The sequence below is a fragment of the Planobispora longispora genome, from assembly GCF_016863135.1.
GTDB classification, from domain to species: Bacteria; Actinomycetota; Actinomycetes; order Streptosporangiales; family Streptosporangiaceae; genus Planobispora; species Planobispora longispora.
In genome coordinates this window covers 14556-31672 of the sequence record NZ_BOOH01000026.1, presented here as the reverse complement: position 1 = coordinate 31672, position 17117 = coordinate 14556, and the positions used below count along the sequence as shown (strand labels likewise).

12 protein-coding genes are annotated in these 17117 nt (G+C 72.7%); 6 read left to right on the top strand and 6 right to left on the bottom strand.

The window, feature by feature from the left end:
• The first annotated feature begins 21 nt into the window (after nucleotides 1-21).
• The gene (locus Plo01_RS40340; protein WP_239316573.1) at nucleotides 22-2082 is read left to right on the top strand and encodes a serine/threonine-protein kinase; all 2061 of its coding nucleotides are present in this window, start codon (nucleotides 22-24) and stop codon (nucleotides 2080-2082) included.
• Nucleotides 2079-3461 (top strand): hypothetical protein, encoded by a 1383-nt coding sequence (locus tag Plo01_RS17990; protein WP_203891776.1) that lies wholly within the window; start codon nucleotides 2079-2081, stop codon nucleotides 3459-3461. Before Plo01_RS40340 ends, Plo01_RS17990 begins: the two co-directional genes overlap by 4 nt.
• Before the next feature lie 43 nt (nucleotides 3462-3504).
• On the opposite strand, the gene Plo01_RS17985 is transcribed toward Plo01_RS17990, so the two are convergent.
• The 3 genes from Plo01_RS17985 to Plo01_RS17975 form a co-directional block, all read right to left on the bottom strand.
• Nucleotides 3505-4350: a TatD family hydrolase gene (locus Plo01_RS17985; protein WP_203891807.1), complete on the bottom strand. Its 846-nt coding sequence runs from the start codon at nucleotides 4348-4350 to the stop codon at nucleotides 3505-3507.
• 140 nt (nucleotides 4351-4490) lie between these two features.
• Nucleotides 4491-6281: a methionine--tRNA ligase gene (gene metG, locus Plo01_RS17980; protein ID WP_203891775.1), complete on the bottom strand. Its 1791-nt coding sequence runs from the start codon at nucleotides 6279-6281 to the stop codon at nucleotides 4491-4493.
• Nucleotides 6282-6347: 66 nt separating this feature from the next.
• Nucleotides 6348-7577: a glycosyltransferase gene (locus tag Plo01_RS17975; protein WP_203891774.1), complete on the bottom strand. Its 1230-nt coding sequence runs from the start codon at nucleotides 7575-7577 to the stop codon at nucleotides 6348-6350.
• A gap of 101 nt (nucleotides 7578-7678) precedes the next feature.
• On the opposite strand from Plo01_RS17975, the gene Plo01_RS17970 reads away from it, so the two are divergent.
• Nucleotides 7679-9250, top strand: coding sequence for a hypothetical protein (locus Plo01_RS17970; RefSeq protein WP_203891773.1), 1572 nt, complete (start codon nucleotides 7679-7681; stop codon nucleotides 9248-9250).
• On the opposite strand, the gene Plo01_RS17965 is transcribed toward Plo01_RS17970, so the two are convergent.
• Entirely contained in the window at nucleotides 9198-10760 is a 1563-nt protein-coding gene (locus tag Plo01_RS17965) for a dolichyl-phosphate-mannose--protein mannosyltransferase (protein WP_203891772.1), read from the bottom strand. The genes Plo01_RS17970 and Plo01_RS17965 overlap by 53 nt on opposite strands.
• 140 nt (nucleotides 10761-10900) lie before the next feature.
• Nucleotides 10901-11761, bottom strand: a complete 861-nt coding sequence (gene rsmI / locus Plo01_RS17960) for a 16S rRNA (cytidine(1402)-2'-O)-methyltransferase (protein ID WP_239316587.1) — start codon at nucleotides 11759-11761, stop codon at nucleotides 10901-10903.
• A 205-nt stretch (nucleotides 11762-11966) separates the two neighbouring features.
• Between rsmI and Plo01_RS17955 the strand changes: the two genes are divergently transcribed.
• The 3 genes from Plo01_RS17955 to Plo01_RS17945 all read left to right on the top strand — a co-directional run bounded on the left by Plo01_RS17955 (nucleotide 11967) and on the right by Plo01_RS17945 (nucleotide 16408).
• Entirely contained in the window at nucleotides 11967-13586 is a 1620-nt protein-coding gene (locus Plo01_RS17955; RefSeq protein ID WP_373871697.1) for a dolichyl-phosphate-mannose--protein mannosyltransferase, read from the top strand.
• A gap of 110 nt (nucleotides 13587-13696) precedes the next feature.
• A complete protein-coding gene (locus Plo01_RS17950) occupies nucleotides 13697-14917 on the top strand; it encodes a hypothetical protein (RefSeq protein WP_203891770.1) in 1221 nt (406 codons plus the stop codon).
• Between the two features lie 186 nt (nucleotides 14918-15103).
• Nucleotides 15104-16408, top strand: coding sequence for an AI-2E family transporter (locus Plo01_RS17945; protein WP_203891769.1), 1305 nt, complete (start codon nucleotides 15104-15106; stop codon nucleotides 16406-16408).
• On the opposite strand, the gene Plo01_RS17940 is transcribed toward Plo01_RS17945, so the two are convergent.
• Complete coding sequence (locus Plo01_RS17940; protein ID WP_203891768.1) at nucleotides 16295-17056, bottom strand: SDR family NAD(P)-dependent oxidoreductase; 762 nt, start codon at nucleotides 17054-17056, stop codon at nucleotides 16295-16297. The genes Plo01_RS17945 and Plo01_RS17940 overlap by 114 nt on opposite strands.
• Nucleotides 17057-17117 lie beyond the last annotated feature (61 nt).

Here is a 17117-nt window from a genome sequence, read left to right as displayed (position 1 = left end):
GATACGGTTACCCCACGGGGGATGGCCACAGGAGAAGGGGAGCTCCCCCGTGAGCACTACGTGAACCAGCCCGGTGTCGGGGGACTGCGCGCCGGCGACCCCGAGCAGATCGGCCCGTACCGCCTGCTCGGCCGGCTCGGCGAGGGCGGCATGGGCACCGTCTACCTCGCGCTGGCCCCGACCGGGCGTCCGGTCGCGGTCAAGGTCGTCAAGGCGGAGTTCGCGATCGAGGAGGGGTTCGCCGCGCGCTTCCACGCCGAGGTGGACAACGCCCGGCGGGTGGCCTCCTTCTGCACCGCCCAGGTGCTCGACAACGGCAACGCCGACGACGGCCGGCCGTACATGGTGACCGAGTACATCGCGGGGACCCCGCTGTCCCGGCAGATCACCGAGCACGGCGCGCTCGAACCCGGGCCGCTGCACGGCGTCGCCCTCGGGGTGGCCGCCGCGCTGGCCGCCATCCACGTGGCCGGGCTGGTCCACCGCGACCTCAAGCCCGCCAACGTGATCCTGTCCATGTCGGGCCCCCGCGTGATCGACTTCGGCATCGCCCGCGCGCTGGACGCCACCTCCGGGTTCACCAAGTCGGGCGAGGTGCTCGGCAGCCCCGGCTGGTGGGCCCCCGAGCAGGTGCGCGGCCAGGAGATCACCCCGGCGGCCGACGTGTTCGCCTGGGGCTGCATGGTCGCCTACGCGGGCAACGGCCGCCACCCCTACGGCCGGGGCGACATCCTCACCATGGCCACCCGGCTGCTCAACAGCCCGCCCGACCTCGGCGCGCTCCCGGCCCCGCTGAACGACCTGGCCCGCCGGGCCACCACGATGGACCCCTACCAGCGCCCCACCGCCCAGGACCTGCTGATCGCCCTGGTCGGCGGCGGGATCGCGGCCCCGTCGCCGAGCCCGGCGGTCGAACGGCCCGCGCCCACGCTGGTCGCCACCGACCTGATCAGCGGGTCGTGGGAGCCCCCGCCCAACATCGAGGCCGACTCCACCCAGACGCTCGGCGCCATCGGCTCGCTCGGCACCGAGACCACCCCGCCCCCGTACCCCTGGACGACCGGGCCGTCCTCCGTCCCGCCGGGGGCGGCGTCCACCGTTCCCCCGCGGACGGGAGCCTCCCGTCCCGCGCCCGCGACCGCCCCGGAACCGGCCTCCTCCCCGGAGCCCGGCCTCTCCCCGCGGGAAACCCCTCCCACCGGCGGAGCCCCCGCGCGCGAGACCTCCGCCTACGGCGCCCCTCCGCGCGAGACCTCCACGCGGGAGACCTCCGCGCACGGGGCCCCTCCGCGCGAGACCCCGGCACGCGGGACCCCCGCGCCTGGAACGTTCTCCGTCTCCGGGGCCTTCCCGCCGGGCGCCCCCCCGCGGCCGGGATCCCCGCCCCGGCCGTCCCCGGAACCGGTGGGCGTCCCGGGTGACCGGTCCACGATCCCGCCCGCCCCGGGGGGCCGGCCCACGATCCCGCCCGCCCCGGGGGGCCGGCCCACGATCCCGCCCGCCCCGGGAGCCCCGCCCGGACCGCCCTTCCCCGGCCCGGGCGAGCCCGTCCCGGCCCGGAGCCGGCGACGCTGGATGATCGCCGGGCTGGCCGCGGTGGCCGCGCTGGCGGTGACCGCGGTCGTTCTGATCAACGCCGTCGGCGGGACCGCCGGGACCGGCACGCCCGGCGGCCGGACGCCCGCGCCGGGCGCCACCGCCGTCACCGACGTCGGCCGCCGCATCCCGCTCGGCTCTCCGCTCACGGACCCGCAACTGGTCATCCCCCGGCCCCCGACCTGCGGCCTGACCTCCTACCAGGGCGCGACCCCGGAGCGCGGCCGGTTCTGCGTGATCGACTGGACCCTGATCAACACCGGCGGCGAGCTGGTCCCGATCGGCCGCACCCCGCCCGTCCTGATCGACGACCGGGGCACCGCCCACACTCCCGCGCCGCTCACCTCCGAACTGCCCAGCGCCCTGATCCCCGGGGCCAAGGTGGACGGCGAGCTCGTCTACGACCTTCCCCCGGCCCGCAACCCGGCCAAGCTCACCGTCCAGGTGATCGAGGGCGGCAAGAAGATCGAGGTGAAGCTGTCGTGAAGACCCTGTTCTCCCTCCTCCTCGCGGCGGCGCTGCCCCTGCTGCCCCCCGCCTCCGCGGCCGTCCCCGTGACCGCCGCATCTCCCGACCCCTGCGCCGCGGCGGGCGCGAACGACTTCGACGGCGACGGGACGGACGACGCCGTGACCGGCGACCCGCTCGCGGACGCGGCGGACACCGAAGGCGCGGGGGCGGTGCACGTGCTGTCCGGCCGGGGCGGGAGCGGGATCGCCGTGACGGCTTCCGAGCCCGCGGCGGGTGACGGCTTCGGGTGGTCGGTGAAGCTGACCCACCTCGACGAGGACCGCTGCGCCGACCTGCTGGTCGGCGCGCCGTACGCGGACGTGTCCGGCGCCGAGGACGCCGGCGCGGTCTACGCGGTGTACGGCGGAGCGGAACGCAGGATCACCCGCCTGACCGCCCGGGAACCGGAGGCCGACGCCCACTTCGGCTGGTCCCTGGCCGCGCGCGGCCCCCTGGTCGCGGTGGGGGCGCCGCACGAGAACGCCGACGGGGTCAACGACTCCGGCGCGGTCCACCTGTTCGAGGCCCGCGGCCTCGGCGACGCCCGGCGGATCTCCCAGAACACCGAGGGGGTCACCGGCAACGGCGAGGTCGGCGACATGTTCGGCTGGGCGGTGGAGCTGGGCGGGCTGGGCGGGGACGCCGACGAGATCGATCTCGCCGTCGGCCTGCCGTACGAGAACGACGACGGGACGGGTGTGCAGGTCGACGAGGGGAACCTCGACTCGGGGTCGATCGGGATCCTGTTCGACGTGCGGAAGAACCGGGGGGAGCAGGTCAGCAAGAAGTGGGACCTGCGCGAGGTCGCGAAGGCCGAGGCCGGCGACCGGTTCGGCTACGCCCTGGCCTACGGCGAGGAGGGGGGCACGGGCTACCTGGCGGTGGGCGCCCCCCTCGGCGACAGCGGCTCGGTGAAGGACTCCGGGCTGGTCCAGCTCTTCAGGGCGACCGAGGCCGAGGAGATCGCCCCGGTGGCGACGTTCACCCAGAAGGAGCCGGCCTCGGGCGAGGGGTACGGTTTCTCGCTGGCGTTCTCCGGGGGCGAGGGGCTGCGGCTGGCGGTGGGCGCCCCGTTCGACGGGCCCGACCGCCGCGGCGGCGTGAGCCTGTTCCCGGTGGGGTCCCCGGACCAGGAGCGGCTGGTGGGCGGGGCCGGCCCCGACGAGCGTTTCGGCTGGTCGGTGGCCGCCAGCGGGAACAAGCTGGTGGTCGGGGTCCCGGACCGCGGAAGCTCGGGAAGCGTGGCGCTGCTGGGCCGCAACGACGGCGCGGTCACCCCGCTCACCCCGGGCTCGGGGGACATCCCGGCCCTCGACGGCGGCGTCTCGATCGACTTCGGCGCGGCCACGGGGTGAGCGCCGCCGGTCGGCGGACGGTCACCAGGCGGTCGCCAGGCGGTCACCAGGCGCCGAAGACGGTCTCCCCGTTGGCGCGGATCGCCGCGGCCAGCTCGCCGGGGTCCATGCCCTTGACCTCCGCCAGGCAGCGCAGGACCAGCGGGATGAGGTAGGGCGCGTTCGGCTTGCCCCGGTGCGGGACGGGGGGCAGGTAGGGCGCGTCGGTCTCGACGAGGATCAGCTCCTTGGGGGCCGTCTCGGCCGCCTCACGGAGATAGCCGGCGTTCTTGTAGGTGACCGGGCCGGAGAAGGACATGAAGTAACCGGCGTCGGCGCACTTCCTGGCCAGCTCGGCGTCGCCGGAGAAGCTGTGGAAGACCACGACGTCCGGGGCTCCCTGGTCGGCGAGCACGCGCAGCACGTCGTCGTGGGCGTCCCGGTCGTGGATGACCAGGGCCTTGCCGGTCCGTTTGGCGATCTCGATGTGCGCCCGGAAGCTGGCGTGCTGGTCGTCCCGGGACGCCCAGTCGCGGTAGTAGTCGAGCCCGGTCTCCCCCACCGCCCTGACCTGGGGCTCGCCCGCCATCTCCTCGATCTCCGCCAGGACCTCGGGGGTGGCGGCGTGCGCCTCGTTGGGGTGGATCGCCACCCCGGCGTAGACGTCCGGGTGGATGCGGGCGACATCGGTGTTCCACCGCGAGGAGCCCAGGTCGTAGCCGATCGTGACCAGCCGGGTCACCCCGACGGCCCGGGCCTCCTCGAGGATCCGCTCCACGCTCGCCTCGGCCGCCTGCGCGGCCTGCGCCACGGGGTCGCCCGAGGACGCCTGGCGGTTGCCCACCATGATGTCGAGGTGGCAGTGGCTGTCGAAGACATCGCCGGTCAACGGCTCCGGCGCGGCCGGCATGCTGGTCACATCGCCAAACTTACCGCCAGACGACCGGCGGGCGTCCTGAGAGCGCCCCTCCGGGGAGGGTGAGAGCCCGCCGCCGCACGGCGCGGCCGCCCGGACCGGGGTGGTCCGGACGGCCGTACGGCTCCGGCGGGCTACTCGCCCAGGCGGGCGAGCTCCTCGTCGACGATCTTGGGGTCGAGCTTGCGGAACAGCGGGGTCGGCGGGGCGAGCGGGGTGCCCGGCCGGATCGGGACGGACTCCCAGCGGGCCGCCCCCTCGTAGGAGCCGCTGATGACCGGGTAGCTCCGGCCGCCCTCCCCGCCCTCCTCGGCGACCTCCTGCAGCTCGGGCATGCCCGACCAGACGCCGGTGCCGCCGAGCATCGAGTAGATCTTGTTGGAGGAGTTGGGCAGGAACGGGGTCAGCAGGGTCTTGGCGTCGTCGACCACCTGCAGGGCGACGTGCAGGATGGATCCGACCCGCGCGGGGTCGTCCTTGATCTTCCAGGGCTCCTGCTCGGCGAGGTAGCGGTTGGCGTCGCGGACGACGTCGAACGCCTCGGTCACCGCGTTCTTGAACCGGGAGCGGGCCAGCTCCGCGCCGACGGGGGCGAAGGCCGCGCGCGAGCGCTCCAGCAGCGCCCGGTCGGCGTCGGTCAGCTCGCCCGCCTCGGGGACGGCCCCGAAGTTCTTGGCGGCCATCGAGATCGAGCGGTTGACCAGGTTGCCCCAGGCGGCCACCAGCTCGCCGTTGTTCCGGTTGAGGAACTCCGACCAGGTGAAGTCGGTGTCCTGGTTCTCCGGCCCGGCCACCGCGATGTAGTAGCGCAGCGCGTCGGCGTCGTAGCGCTCCAGGAAGTCGCGCACGTAGATGACGACCTGGCGGGAGGAGGAGAACTTGCGCCCCTCCATGGTCAGGAACTCGCTGGAGACCACCTCGGAGGGGAGGTTCAGCGCGCCGAGCGAGCCCGGCGTGCCGCCCCTGGCGCCCTGGCCGTTGTAGCCGAGCAGCAGCGCGGGCCAGATCTCCGAGTGGAAGACGATGTTGTCCTTGCCCATGAAGTAGTAGCCGCGGGCCTCGGGGTTCTGCCACCACTGGCGCCAGGCGTCCGGGTCGCCGGAGCGGCGGGCCCACTCGATGGAGGCGCTGAGGTAGCCGATGACCGCGTCGAACCAGACGTACAGCCGCTTGTTGGCCTGGTCGCTCCAGCCCTCCAGCGGGATCGGCACGCCCCAGTCGAGGTCACGGGTGATCGCCCGCGGGTGCAGGTCGCCGAGCAGGTTGAGGGAGAACTTCAGCACGTTGGGCCGCCACTCGCCCTGCTTGGACTGCAGCCAGCCGCCGAGCACCTCGGCGAAGGCGGGCAGGTCGAGCATGAAGTGCTCGGTCTCCACGAAGATCGGCGTCTCGCCGTTGATCCGGCTGACCGGGTTGATCAGCTCGATCGGGTCGAGCTGGTTGCCGCAGTTGTCGCACTGGTCGCCGCGCGCCCCGTCGTAGGAGCAGATCGGGCAGGTGCCCTCGATGTAGCGGTCGGGCAGGGTGCGGCCGGTGGACGGCGAGATCGCGCCCATCGTGGTCTTGGGGAAGACGTAGCCGTTGGCGTGCAGGCCCTTGAAGATCTCCTGCGCCACGGCGTAGTGGTTGGCGGTCGTGGTCCGGGTGAACAGGTCGTAGGAGAGCCCCAGGGCCGTGAGGTCTTCGGCGATCACCCGGTTGTAGCGGTCGGCGACCTCGCGGACGCCCAGGCCCTCCTTGTCGGCCTGCACCTGGATGGGCGTGCCGTGCTCGTCGGTCCCGGAGACCATCAGGACCTTGTTGCCCGCCATCCGCTGGTAACGGCTGAAGACGTCGGACGGCACGCCGAATCCGGAGACGTGCCCGATGTGGCGGGGGCCGTTGGCGTAGGGCCAGGCGACCGCGGTCAGGATGTGCTGGGACATGGCTCCAAGCCTAGTGCCGGTCGCCTGTGAATCTTGTGCCTACCCGTGACACGCCCGGATTCCGGGTCAGGCGGTGCTGCTCTCGCGCCGCTCCCGGGTGACGGCCTCGGCGGCCTCCTCCGCGGCCGAGGCGGCCACGTCGATGGGCGTCTCGCGGGTGCGGCGGATGCCCAGGATGCTGATGAACAGCGAGGCGAAGATGGTCTGGAAGCTCATGATCAGCGCCGTGGCCGAGGGCACGACGAGGCGCAGCGACTCCGACGGGATCAGCGGGCCGAAGCTGCGGGTCTGCCAGTGGACCAGCGAGGCGACCAGGCCGCCGAGACCGGCCAGGGCCAGCAGGCCGCCGGCGATCAGGCCCTTCTCCAGCGAGACGATGTCCACGAGCTTGCGCACCCGCCGGTCCTCGGGCAGGAAGCCCTCCTCCGCGGCGTACACCTTCGTGAACAGGGCGAACAGCACCGCCTGGAAACCGATCACCAGCATCGCCGACGCGCCGACCAGGGTGTCGACGTCGAAGCCGAGCTTGCCGATGTAGACCGGGCCGAAGGTCAGCGCGGTGCCCGCGACCAGGCCGAGGGTCATCATGACCAGGCCGGGGATGAAGAACAGCCAGCGCGGGCTGTACAGCATCAGGAAGCGCAGGTGGCGCCAGCCGTCGCGCCAGGAGCGCAGGTGCGGCGGGCGGGAGCGGCCGTCGGGCGAGAGCGTGGTGGGCACCTCGCGCACGTCCAGCCCTGACAGGGTCGAGCGGACGACCATCTCGCTGGCGAACTCCATGCCGCCGGTCTGCAGGCCCAGCCGGAGGATGGAGTCGCGGCGGAAGCCCCGCAGGCCGCAGTGGAAGTCGCCGATGGCGCTGGGGAAGAACAGCCGGCCGATGAAGGACAGCACCGGGTTGCCGAGGTAGCGGTGGAGCGGCGGCATCGCGCCCGGGGCGATCCCGCCCTTGAAGCGGTTGCCCATCACCAGGTCGGCGCCGTCGCGCAGCTGCTCCACGAACGGCAGCAGCGCGGTGAAGTCGTAGGAGTCGTCGGCGTCTCCCATGATGACGAACTTGCCGCGGGCGGCGCGGATGCCGCCCATGAGGGCGTTGCCGTACCCCTTGGCGTCGACGTGCACCACCCTGGCTCCGGCGTCACGGGCCAGCTGCTGCGAGCCGTCGGTGCTGCCGTTGTCGGCGATCAGCACCTCTCCGTCGATCCCGTGCTCGCGCATGCAGGCCAGGGCCTTGCGCACGCACGTCTCCACGGTCTCCGCCTCATTGAGGCAGGGCATGACCACGGTCAGTTCCACGTCTCGAACCCTTCAGTCACAGCAGAGGCAATCCCACCATGATGCCCTCTACCTCGCCATGCCCGCGTCGTCTCGGCCAAACGGCTGGCATTCTGTAATGCATGGTGACCGTCGCGGATCGACCACGCCTGGACATGCCCCCGCCCGGAAGGAAGGCCCGGGTGCTGCTGTTCCTGTACCGCCACCGCGTGTTCGCGGCCGTTCTGGCCGCCGCCTTCCTGCTGCGCATGGTCACCATGCTCGGGTACGGCCCGGCGCTGTGGTTCAACGACTCCTACGAGTACGTCTCGGGGGCGGTCTACCCCGACCGGCCCAGCGCCCTGCGCCCGAACGGCTACTCGTTCTGGCTGCTCCTGCTGCGCCCCTTCCACAGCTTCGCCCTGGTGGCCTTCACCCAGCACCTGATGGGGCTGGCCGTGGGCGGGCTGGTCTACGCGCTGCTGCGCGCGCGGTTCGGGCTGCCGGGCTGGGGAGCGGCGCTGGCGGCGGCGCCGGCGCTGTTCGACGCCTACCAGATCCAGCTCGAACACATGATCATGTCCGACACGATGTTCACGCTGCTGGTCGTGGGGGTCATCACGCTGGTGCTCTGGCACCGCACGCTGTCCTGGAAGCTGGGCGCGGCGATCGGGCTGCTGCTCGCGATCACCGCGCTGACCCGGTCGATCGGGCTGCCGATCCTCGCCCTGGTCGTGGTCTACCTGCTGGTCAAGCGGACGGGGTGGAAGCCGGTCGCGGCCATGGTGACCGTGTGCGCGGTGCCGGTGGCCGGATACATGGCCTGGTTCGCCTCGGCGCACGGCAACGTCGCGATGACCAACAGCGACGGCGCGATCCTCTACATGCGCACCGCGATGTTCGCCGACTGCAAGAAGATGGGGATCAATCCGCGCGAGGAGCTGGAGCTGGCGCTGCTGTGCATCAGCGACCCTCCCGAGCAGCGGCAGTTCGGGCAGAAGTACCTGTGGTGGGCCAGGAACGGCCAGCGCTTCCACGCCTTCGGGACGGGCACCACGTTCACCCCGGAGATGAGCCGGACCGCGGGGGATTTCGCCAAGCGGGCCATCCTGTCCCAGCCGGGCGACTATCTCGCCATCGTGGCCACCGACTTCTTCCGCGCCTTCCACTGGGGCCGGCCGCGCTTCCCCGACGCGGCCACCTACCAGCAGTACGAGTTCCCCCTCGCCAACAAGGTGCTCCCGTCGTGGTCCTCTCCCAAGAGCAGCACCACCGACCGCGACGCCCACGAGTACGACCCCGGCCTGCCGAGCGTGCTGATCGCCGAGAAGCCGCGGGTGGTCGGCACCGACCTGCACGACCCGTGGGCCGGCTTCATGCAGGGCTACCAGCAGATCGTCCGGCTGCCCGGCATCGTGCTGGGCGTCCTGCTGCTGGTCGGCCTGGCCGGGGTGGTCGCGCGCTGGCGCAAACTGGGCGGGCCCGTCCTGCTGCCGTGGCTGGCCGCCTTCGGCCTCCTGCTGGCCCCGGCGGCGACCGCCGAGTTCGACTACCGCTACGTGCTGCCGGCGGTCCCGCTGGCCTGCGTCGCCGCGGCGATCTCGCTGCGGCACGGGGTCGCCCTGCCGGGCCGGCTGCGCCTGTCCCGCCGGGCCTCCCGGGTCACACCCACCCCCGCAGCAGCATCCGCCGCCACCAGTCCTCGTGAGGGATGACCTCCCCGGAGAGAACGGGGTGGAGCCACCCGAAGTTGGCGAGCGCGAGCAGCGCGAAGGTGCCCGCCAGCGCGGCCCCCAGCGCCCTGCGGTTGGGCGGGGCGCCCGCCGGGCCGACGAGCAGCCCGGCGGCGAGCACGATCGCCAGGGCCATGAACGGCACCGCCGGGGCCATGTAGAACAGGTACATGGTCCTGTCGTCGGCGAACGCGTAGTAGAACCAGGGCAGCCAGCCCGCGGCGTAGGCCGACAGCACGGCCCCGGCCCGCCAGTCACGGGCGGCGACGTACCAGGCGATCATGACGATGAACGCGGCGAGCGCGCCGTACCAGATGACCGGCGTGCCGACCCCGAGAACCTCCTGCGCGCACCGGGCGGCGCCGCACCCGCTCGGCGGGGTGTCCCAGTGGAAGGGCACCGGGCGCAGCAGCAGCGGCCACTGCCACGGCTCCGACTGGTAGTCGTGCGGAGTCGACAGGCCGCTGTGGAAGTCCAGGACCTGGAAGTGGTAGGCCAGCCACGACCGCAGCGAGTCGAAGACGAAGTAGAACGGCCCCTGCGAGGCGGCCTGCTCCCAGTTGCGCCCCCAGCCCAGCGGAGTGGCGAACCAGCCGGCCCAGGAGGCGACGTAGACGGCCGCCGGGACCAGCACCATGCCGGACAGCGCGGTGGTCGCGTCCCTGTTCACGGCGCCGGTGTACGGCCGCCGCAGCCCGATCGCCCTGCGGGCTCCCGCGTCCCAGACCAGGGACATGACGGCGAAGGCGAGCAGGAAGAAGATCCCGGACCACTTGACCGCGCAGGCCGCCCCCAGGCACGCGCCGGCCGCGAGCCGCCACGGGCGCGCGCCCAGCCCGGGTCCCTGCTCGCTCAGCGGGGAGGATTCGTACCAGTCCACCAGCTTCGAGCGCATGTGGTCGCGGTCGACCACCAGGCAGGCGAACCCGGCCAGCACCCAGAAGGCCAGCAGGCCGTCCAGCAGCGCGGTGCGGGAGAGCACGAAGTGCAGGCCGTCCAGCGCCAGCAGGAGCCCGGCCAGGCAGCCCAGCAGGGTGGAGCGGGTCATCCGGCGGGCCACCCGGGCCAGGATCAGGATCGAGGCCACCCCGGCCACCGCCACCGCGACGCGCCAGCCGAACGGGTTCGCGCCGAAGAACTGCTCACCGGCTCCGATCATCCACTTGCCCAGCGGAGGGTGGGCCACGTACAGGGGGCAGGCACCGCTGTCCGGCGGGACGCACGTCTCCCAGATGCGGGTGTCCCCGGCGATGAGCATGCGGTCGGCGACGGGGTCCTCGACGCTGCCGAACGCCTTGCGCTCCACGCCGAAGGTGATCAGCGCGAGCGCGTCCTTGGCGTAGTAGGTCTCGTCGAACATGACCGCGTGCGGGCGGCCGAGGTCGGCGAAGCGCAGGACCGCGCCGAACGCGGCGACCAGCAGCGGACCCAGCCAGCCCCACAGCACGTTGCCCGGCATGGGCGGCACCAGCCGCTCCCGCGTTGATCCCATTTGGGAAATTATGCTGACAAGTCAGCTCCAATGGGCGGCATCGCGAAGACCGCGTTCGGGTCGGCCCCGGTGAACGCCAGTCAGCCCCCGTGGACGCCAGTCGGCCCCCGTGGACGCCAGTCGGCCCCCGTGGACGCCAGTCAGCCCCGGTGGACGGCGTCGTAGAGCTCCCGCTTGGGGATGCCCGCGGCCTTGGCCACGTCCACGATCGCCTGTTTCCGCGGCACGCCCGCCTCCTCGCGCCGCGCGACCTCGGCGACCAGGTCGTCCATGACCGGCTCCAGGTCTCCCGGGACGTGCCCGGCGACGACCACGGTGATCTCGCCCTTGACCCCTCCGGCCGCCCACTCGGCCAGCTCGCCCAGGCCGCCCCGCCGTACCTCCTCATAGGTCTTGGTCAGCTCGCGGCAGACGGCCGCGGGCCGGTCGGCGCCGAACGCCTCCGCCATCGCGGCCAGGGCCGCGGCCAGGCGGTGCGGCGCCTCGAAGAAGACCATCGTGCGCTCCTCGGCGGCCAGGGCGGTCAGCCTGCGCGCCCGCTCGCCCGCCTTGCGCGGCGGGAAGCCCTCGAAGCAGAACCGGTCGCTGGGCAGCCCGGAGATCGCCAGCGCGGTGGTGACCGCGGAGGGGCCCGGCAGCGAGGTGACGGTGACGCCGGCCTCGACGGCCAGCCGGGTCAGGCGGTAGCCGGGGTCGGAGACGCCGGGCATGCCCGCGTCGGTGATGACCAGCACGGTGTATCCGGCCTGGAGCACCTCCAGGAGCTCGGCGGCCCGGCCGGTCTCGTTGGCGTCGTAGTAGGAGACGATCCGGCCGTCGATCCGCGCGCCCAGCTCGGCGGCGAGACGGCGCAGGCGGCGGGTGTCCTCGGCCGCCACCACGTCGGCCGTCTCCAGCGCGTCGCGCAGGCGTGGCGAGGCGTCGCCCGCCTGCCCGATCGGGGCCCCGGCCAGAACCAGTCTCCCCCCGCCGGACGCGCCGCCGGACGCACCTGCGGTCACGCCGGCGACCGGGCTCCCGGCCGGAACGCCCCGCTCACCGGTCACACCGTCTCTCAAGCTGTCGGTCACCCCCTCATCCTCCCCCACCCCGGAGTAGAGTCCGGACGGGGAAGAACCCCTGACCATCCTGGGAGAAGCTCCCTAATTATGGGTGTATGCGGTGTTTCCCGGGTGGGGTGGCCGGGCTGCCCCTTACGATGTCCGGGTGGCCGTGACCGATTTCCCTGACCAGGCGTTCGACCAGCCGGAACCCCGGCCCTCCGAGCGCGCGCCCAAGGACTCCGTGCACGACCGGCTGGTGCCGCCCATGCCGGGCAGCGTGCTGTGGGGCTGGCTGGGCCCGCTGCTGGTCGCGATGTTCGGCGCCGTCCTGCGCTTCGTCAACCTCGGCCGCCCGAACACGGTCATGTTCGACGAGACCTACTACGCCAAGGACGCCTTCGCGCTGATCACCTTCGGCGCCGAGCACAACCCCGTCAAGGACGCCGACAAGCTGCTGATGCAGGGCAACCAGAACATCTGGCAGCAGTGCGCCCCGGCCGAGATCGACAAGTGCGCCTCCTACGTCGTCCACCCGCCGCTGGGCAAGTGGATGATCGGAGCCGGTGAGCAGTTCTTCGGCATGACCCCGTTCGGCTGGCGCGTCGCGGTGGCGGTGGCCGGGGTGGCCTCGATCCTGATCCTGGCCCGGGTGGCCCGCCGGATGACCCGCTCCACCCTGCTGGGCTGCCTGGCCGGGCTCCTGCTGGCGCTGGACGGCCTGCACTTCGTGCTCTCCCGCACCGCGCTGCTGGACATCTTCCTGATGCTCTTCGTGCTCGCCGGGTTCGCCTGCCTGGTGGTCGACCGCGACCGCGCCCGGGCCCGCCTCGCCGACTGGTACGTCTCCTCGCGGCTCACCGAGGACGGGCCGTGGCTGGGCATGCGCCCGTGGCGGATCGCCGCCGGGGTGATGCTCGGCGCGGCCTGCGCGGTCAAGTGGTCCGGGATCTTCTTCCTGCTCGCCTTCGCCGTCATGTCCCTGGTCTGGGACGCGGGAGCCCGCCGGGCCGTCGGGCTGCGCCGGCCGTACACCGGCGCCCTGGGCAAGGACGCCCCCACCGCGCTGTTCGCGATGTCGCTGGTCCCCGCGGCGACCTACGTCGCCTCCTGGGCCGGCTGGTTCGCCACCCCGAACGGCTGGGGGCGCAACTGGGACCAGGCCGTCTCGCAGGGACCGTTCTACTTCGTCTTCGACTCGGCCCGCTCCTGGCTGGCCTACCACTTCCAGGTCCTGGACTTCCACAGCGGCCTGTCGACCCCGCACGGCTACCAGTCGGAGCCGTGGCAGTGGCCGCTGCTGCTGCGCCCGGTGGCCTTCCACTACGAGTCCGTCAAGCCCGGCTGCGGCGACGCCAACGGCTGCTCCGAGGCGGTGCTGGGCGTCGGCACGCCGGTCATCTGGTACGGCGCGCTCGCCGCGCTCATCGCCATGATCGCCTGGTACGTCGCCACCCGCGACTGGCGGGCCGGCGCTGTTCTGCTGGCCTACGCCGCGGGCTGGCTGCCCTGGTTCTACTACGCCATCGCCAAGGACCGGACCATGTTCCTGTTCTACGCGGTCCCGATGGTGCCGTTCATGATCCTGGCGATCGTGCTCGCGGCCGGGCTGCTCATCGGCCCGGCGACCGCCCCGGTGCAGCGCCGCATGGTCGGCGCCGGGATCGTCGGCGCGTTCACGCTGCTCGCGCTCGCCAACTTCTGGTGGCTCTACCCGGTGCTCACCGCGGAGGCCATCCCGTATACGGACTGGCATGCGCGGATGCTCTTCAAGGGCTGGATCTGACCGTTCGCATACGAGCCGCTTAGAGCCGATTTCGTAGGGTAGGCGACGTGCGCGATCCACTACGTCACGTTCATCGTCAGGGCATGCAGTCATACGGCAGACTTCGGAGCATGCCTGCACCGGACGTGGCCGCGCTCCTGATCGAGATGGAGCGATCCGAACCCGACTACGCCGAACACGCCCGGAGCGCGATCGAGTGGTTGACCGGCGGCGAGCCGCTGGAGACGATCACCGAGCTCAACGTGTGCGAATTCCTCTGGTACACCTTGCCCACCAAGGTCGGCGGCGACCGGCCCGCGGTCGCCCGGGCCCTGGGCCGGCTGCTGCGCCGGGGCGGGCTGGAGCGCTACGCCGCGCTCTGCGTCGCCCCGGTGACCTCGCAGATCCTGCGCGCCTACGCCCGCTCCGGCGAGGACGCGGGCCTGGCCGCCTACCAGGCGGCGCTGGACGCCACCGGGGTGCTCCCGCCCGACGTTCCGGAACTGCGCTGGAGCTCCATCATGGGCCCGGAGGAACTGGGCGCGCACGGCGCCTGCTCGGCCGCGCTGGAGCTGGCCATCGTCTCCGGCGAGCTCGACCCGGGATCCTCCCCGGACCGGGAGCGGCTGACCCGGCACTGGCTGACCGCTCCCCGCACCGAGCTGGGCGGCGACAACTGGCTCCACCGCGTCCAGGGCGAGCGGCTGAACCGCTGGGTCCTGGGCCGGGGCACGGCCTGGCGCGATCTGGCCCAGCCCTTCGAGGTGCGCCTGCACGCCCCCATCCCGGTCCCGAGGGGGGATCATCTCCAGGCGCTGCGCTGGCTGCTGCGGGCGGGCCGCCGTCCCGGCGGGATCCCGCTGACCCCGCAGGGCGGTCTCGCCCCCGTCGTGCTCGACGAGAGCCGCTGGAGTGACGCCGAGCTGGCGGCGGTCCGCGAGGCCGCGCTGGAGATGGGCACCCTGCGCGAGGAGGACGCGCCGCGGAGGCTGGTGACCACCCCGGACGGCGGACGCCTGCTCGGGGCCCCGGACCTGCTCTGGGAGACCGCCACGGCCACGCTTCTGGTCGCCACGGCCGGGGAGCACGACTTCAGGGTGTCCGCCAGGGAGGTGGCGCTCATGTTGCTGGCCGAGGGGCGGCCCGCCGACCGGGAGAGCGTGACCGCCGTGATCGGCTGCGAGGAGTGGCGCCACCCGGAGATCGAGGCCTCCCTGACCGAATTGACCCGCCGCCTGGACGCCCTGGGACTGCGCCGGGAGGGCGCGCTCACCTCCGAGGGGCGATCGGCCGCCCTGGCGGCCCTGCGCGGCCACGCTCTGCGTCCTCGCCGCTATGTCAGCATGACCTGAACCGTGGTCGGCGTGATCTGAACCCCGTAGGCGCGGTGACCTGAACCCCGTAGGCACGGTGACCTGAACCGCGTGCCAGGGTGACGTGCGTCGGCCGGGCGGGGGGAGACGGCCGCCGCCGAAGGGATATGACGGGTTTACCTCGCTTTTCCGACTATTTCCCCAGTCGGGGGGAAGTGGAGGGGTGTGCCCGCACCCGTCTCCCGTGACGGCGATTCCCCGCCGGAACCGCGACCGGCAGGACCGGCTCCCGAGCCGGTCCTGACCTCCGCCGGTCCCCTGTCCGATCTCGGCGCCGCGGCGCCGGTCCCGCCCGCCGCGGGGTCCCCGATCGCCCCCGTCGGCGCCTCGGGACCCGCCGGGCCGGGCGACCCCCGATCCCCGGACCTCGCCGGACCGGACGACTCCGCCGCGCCCGCCGTGGACATCACCGTGGCCGACGGGCCCTTCGGGCGGCCCGGCCGGTCGATGCGCGGCAGCCCGTTCGCGTTCGGCTTCACCGCGGCCCTGGGCGTCCTCACCGCCTGGTGGCTGGTGCAGGCCATCGTGAGCGCGGGCTCGGTGATCATCCTGATCGTGGTCTCGCTCTTCCTCGCCGTCGGGCTCAACCCGGCCGTCGAGTCCCTCCAGCGGCGCAACCTGCCGCGCATGGTCGCGATCACCATCGTCTTCCTCGGGGTCATCGCGCTCTTCGTCGTCTTCGGCCTGGCGGTCGTGCCACCGCTGACCACGCAGTTCACCCAGTTCGTGGACAACGTCCCCGACTACGTCCGGGAACTCCAGAACAATCCGATGATCCGCGACCTCGACCAGCGCTTCCAGCTGCTGGACAAGCTCCAGCAGTACGTCACCAGCGGCGCCTTCGGCACCCAGATGTTCGGCGGCGTGCTCGGCCTGGGCACGGTCCTGCTCGGCGCGGTCTTCAACTCGCTGACCGTGCTCGTCCTCACGCTCTACTTCCTGGGCTCGCTCACCTCCATCAAGGAGATCAGCTACCGCCTGGCGCCCCGGTCCCGCCGGAACCGCGTCCGCCTGCTCGGCGACGAGATCATCCAGCGCATCGGCGGCTACGTCGCCGGCAACCTGATCATCTCGCTGATCGCCGGAGTGACGACCTTCATCTTCCTGAGCATCATGCGGGTGCCGTACGCCCTGGCCCTGGCCCTGATCGTGGCCCTGACCGACCTGATCCCCATGGTCGGCGCCTTCATCGGCGCGGGCGTGGCCTCGCTGGTCGGGTTCTTCGTCTCCCCCACGGTCGGCATCGTCTGCATCGTCTTCTTCACCATCTACCAGCAGATCGAGAACTATCTGATCGCCCCGAAGGTGATGCTGAGCTCGGTGGAGGTCCCGCCGCTGGTCACGGTGGTCAGCGCGCTACTCGGCGGCGCGCTGCTCGGCGTGGTGGGCGCGCTGCTGGGCATCCCGCTGGCCGCCGCGGCCCTGCTCATCCTGCGCGAGGTGATCCTGCCCCGGCAGGAACGCGCCTGAGCCCGCGTGCAGCGCCTCCCGCTCCCACCGGTGCCGCGGCTGGGTGTGCAGCCGCCAGTAGTGTTCGGCGATGTCGTCGGGGTCGAAGCCGGTCCCGGGAGCGACCGGGCCGGCCACGGTCACGCTCGCCACGTGCACCCCGGACGGCCCGTACTCCCGGTCGAGCAGCTCGACCAGGGTCCTGACCCCCGCCTTGCCCAGCGAGAGGCTCACGTACCGCGGCTCCGGCTCCGGCATGCCGCCGGTGACGAGGAACGTCCCGCTGCCGCGGGCGGCCATGGCGGGCGCGACGTGGGCGGCCGCGTTGAGCGCGCCGACCACGTTGACCGCCCACGCCTCCAGGTGGCCGCGCACCGACAGCTCGCCCGGCGCGTCGGCCTGGATGATCGCGGCGTTGTACACGACGACGTCCGGCAGGCCGTGCTCGGCGGCCGCCCCGTCCAGCGCCGCGCGCAACGCCTCCCGGTCGGCGCCGTCGGCCGCGAACGCGACCACGGGCACACCGCTGGGCGCGACCGCTTCCGCCGCCGCCCGCAGCGTGCGGTCGCTCCGGGCGACCAGGGTGATCGGCATCCCCTCCCGGGCGAACCGCCTGGCCACCGCCTGCCCGATCCCCGGGCCCGCCCCAATGATCACTGCTCCGGACATCGGCGTCCCCTCGCTTCTCTTGATCGGTGATACTGGCGACCGTAAGGCGTCACACCGATGT

Coding starts and splice junctions, on each gene's coding strand:
- Plo01_RS40340 (WP_239316573.1), top strand. CDS start 22: ATGGCCACAGGAGAAGGGGAGCTCCCCCGTGAGCACTACGTGAACCAG.
- Plo01_RS17985 (WP_203891807.1), bottom strand. CDS start 4,350: ATGCCGGCCGCGCCGGAGCCGTTGACCGGCGATGTCTTCGACAGCCAC.
- metG (WP_203891775.1), bottom strand. CDS start 6,281: ATGTCCCAGCACATCCTGACCGCGGTCGCCTGGCCCTACGCCAACGGC.
- Plo01_RS17970 (WP_203891773.1), top strand. CDS start 7,679: ATGGTGACCGTCGCGGATCGACCACGCCTGGACATGCCCCCGCCCGGA.
- Plo01_RS17965 (WP_203891772.1), bottom strand. CDS start 10,760: ATGGGATCAACGCGGGAGCGGCTGGTGCCGCCCATGCCGGGCAACGTG.
- Plo01_RS17950 (WP_203891770.1), top strand. CDS start 13,697: ATGCCTGCACCGGACGTGGCCGCGCTCCTGATCGAGATGGAGCGATCC.
- Plo01_RS17940 (WP_203891768.1), bottom strand. CDS start 17,056: ATGTCCGGAGCAGTGATCATTGGGGCGGGCCCGGGGATCGGGCAGGCG.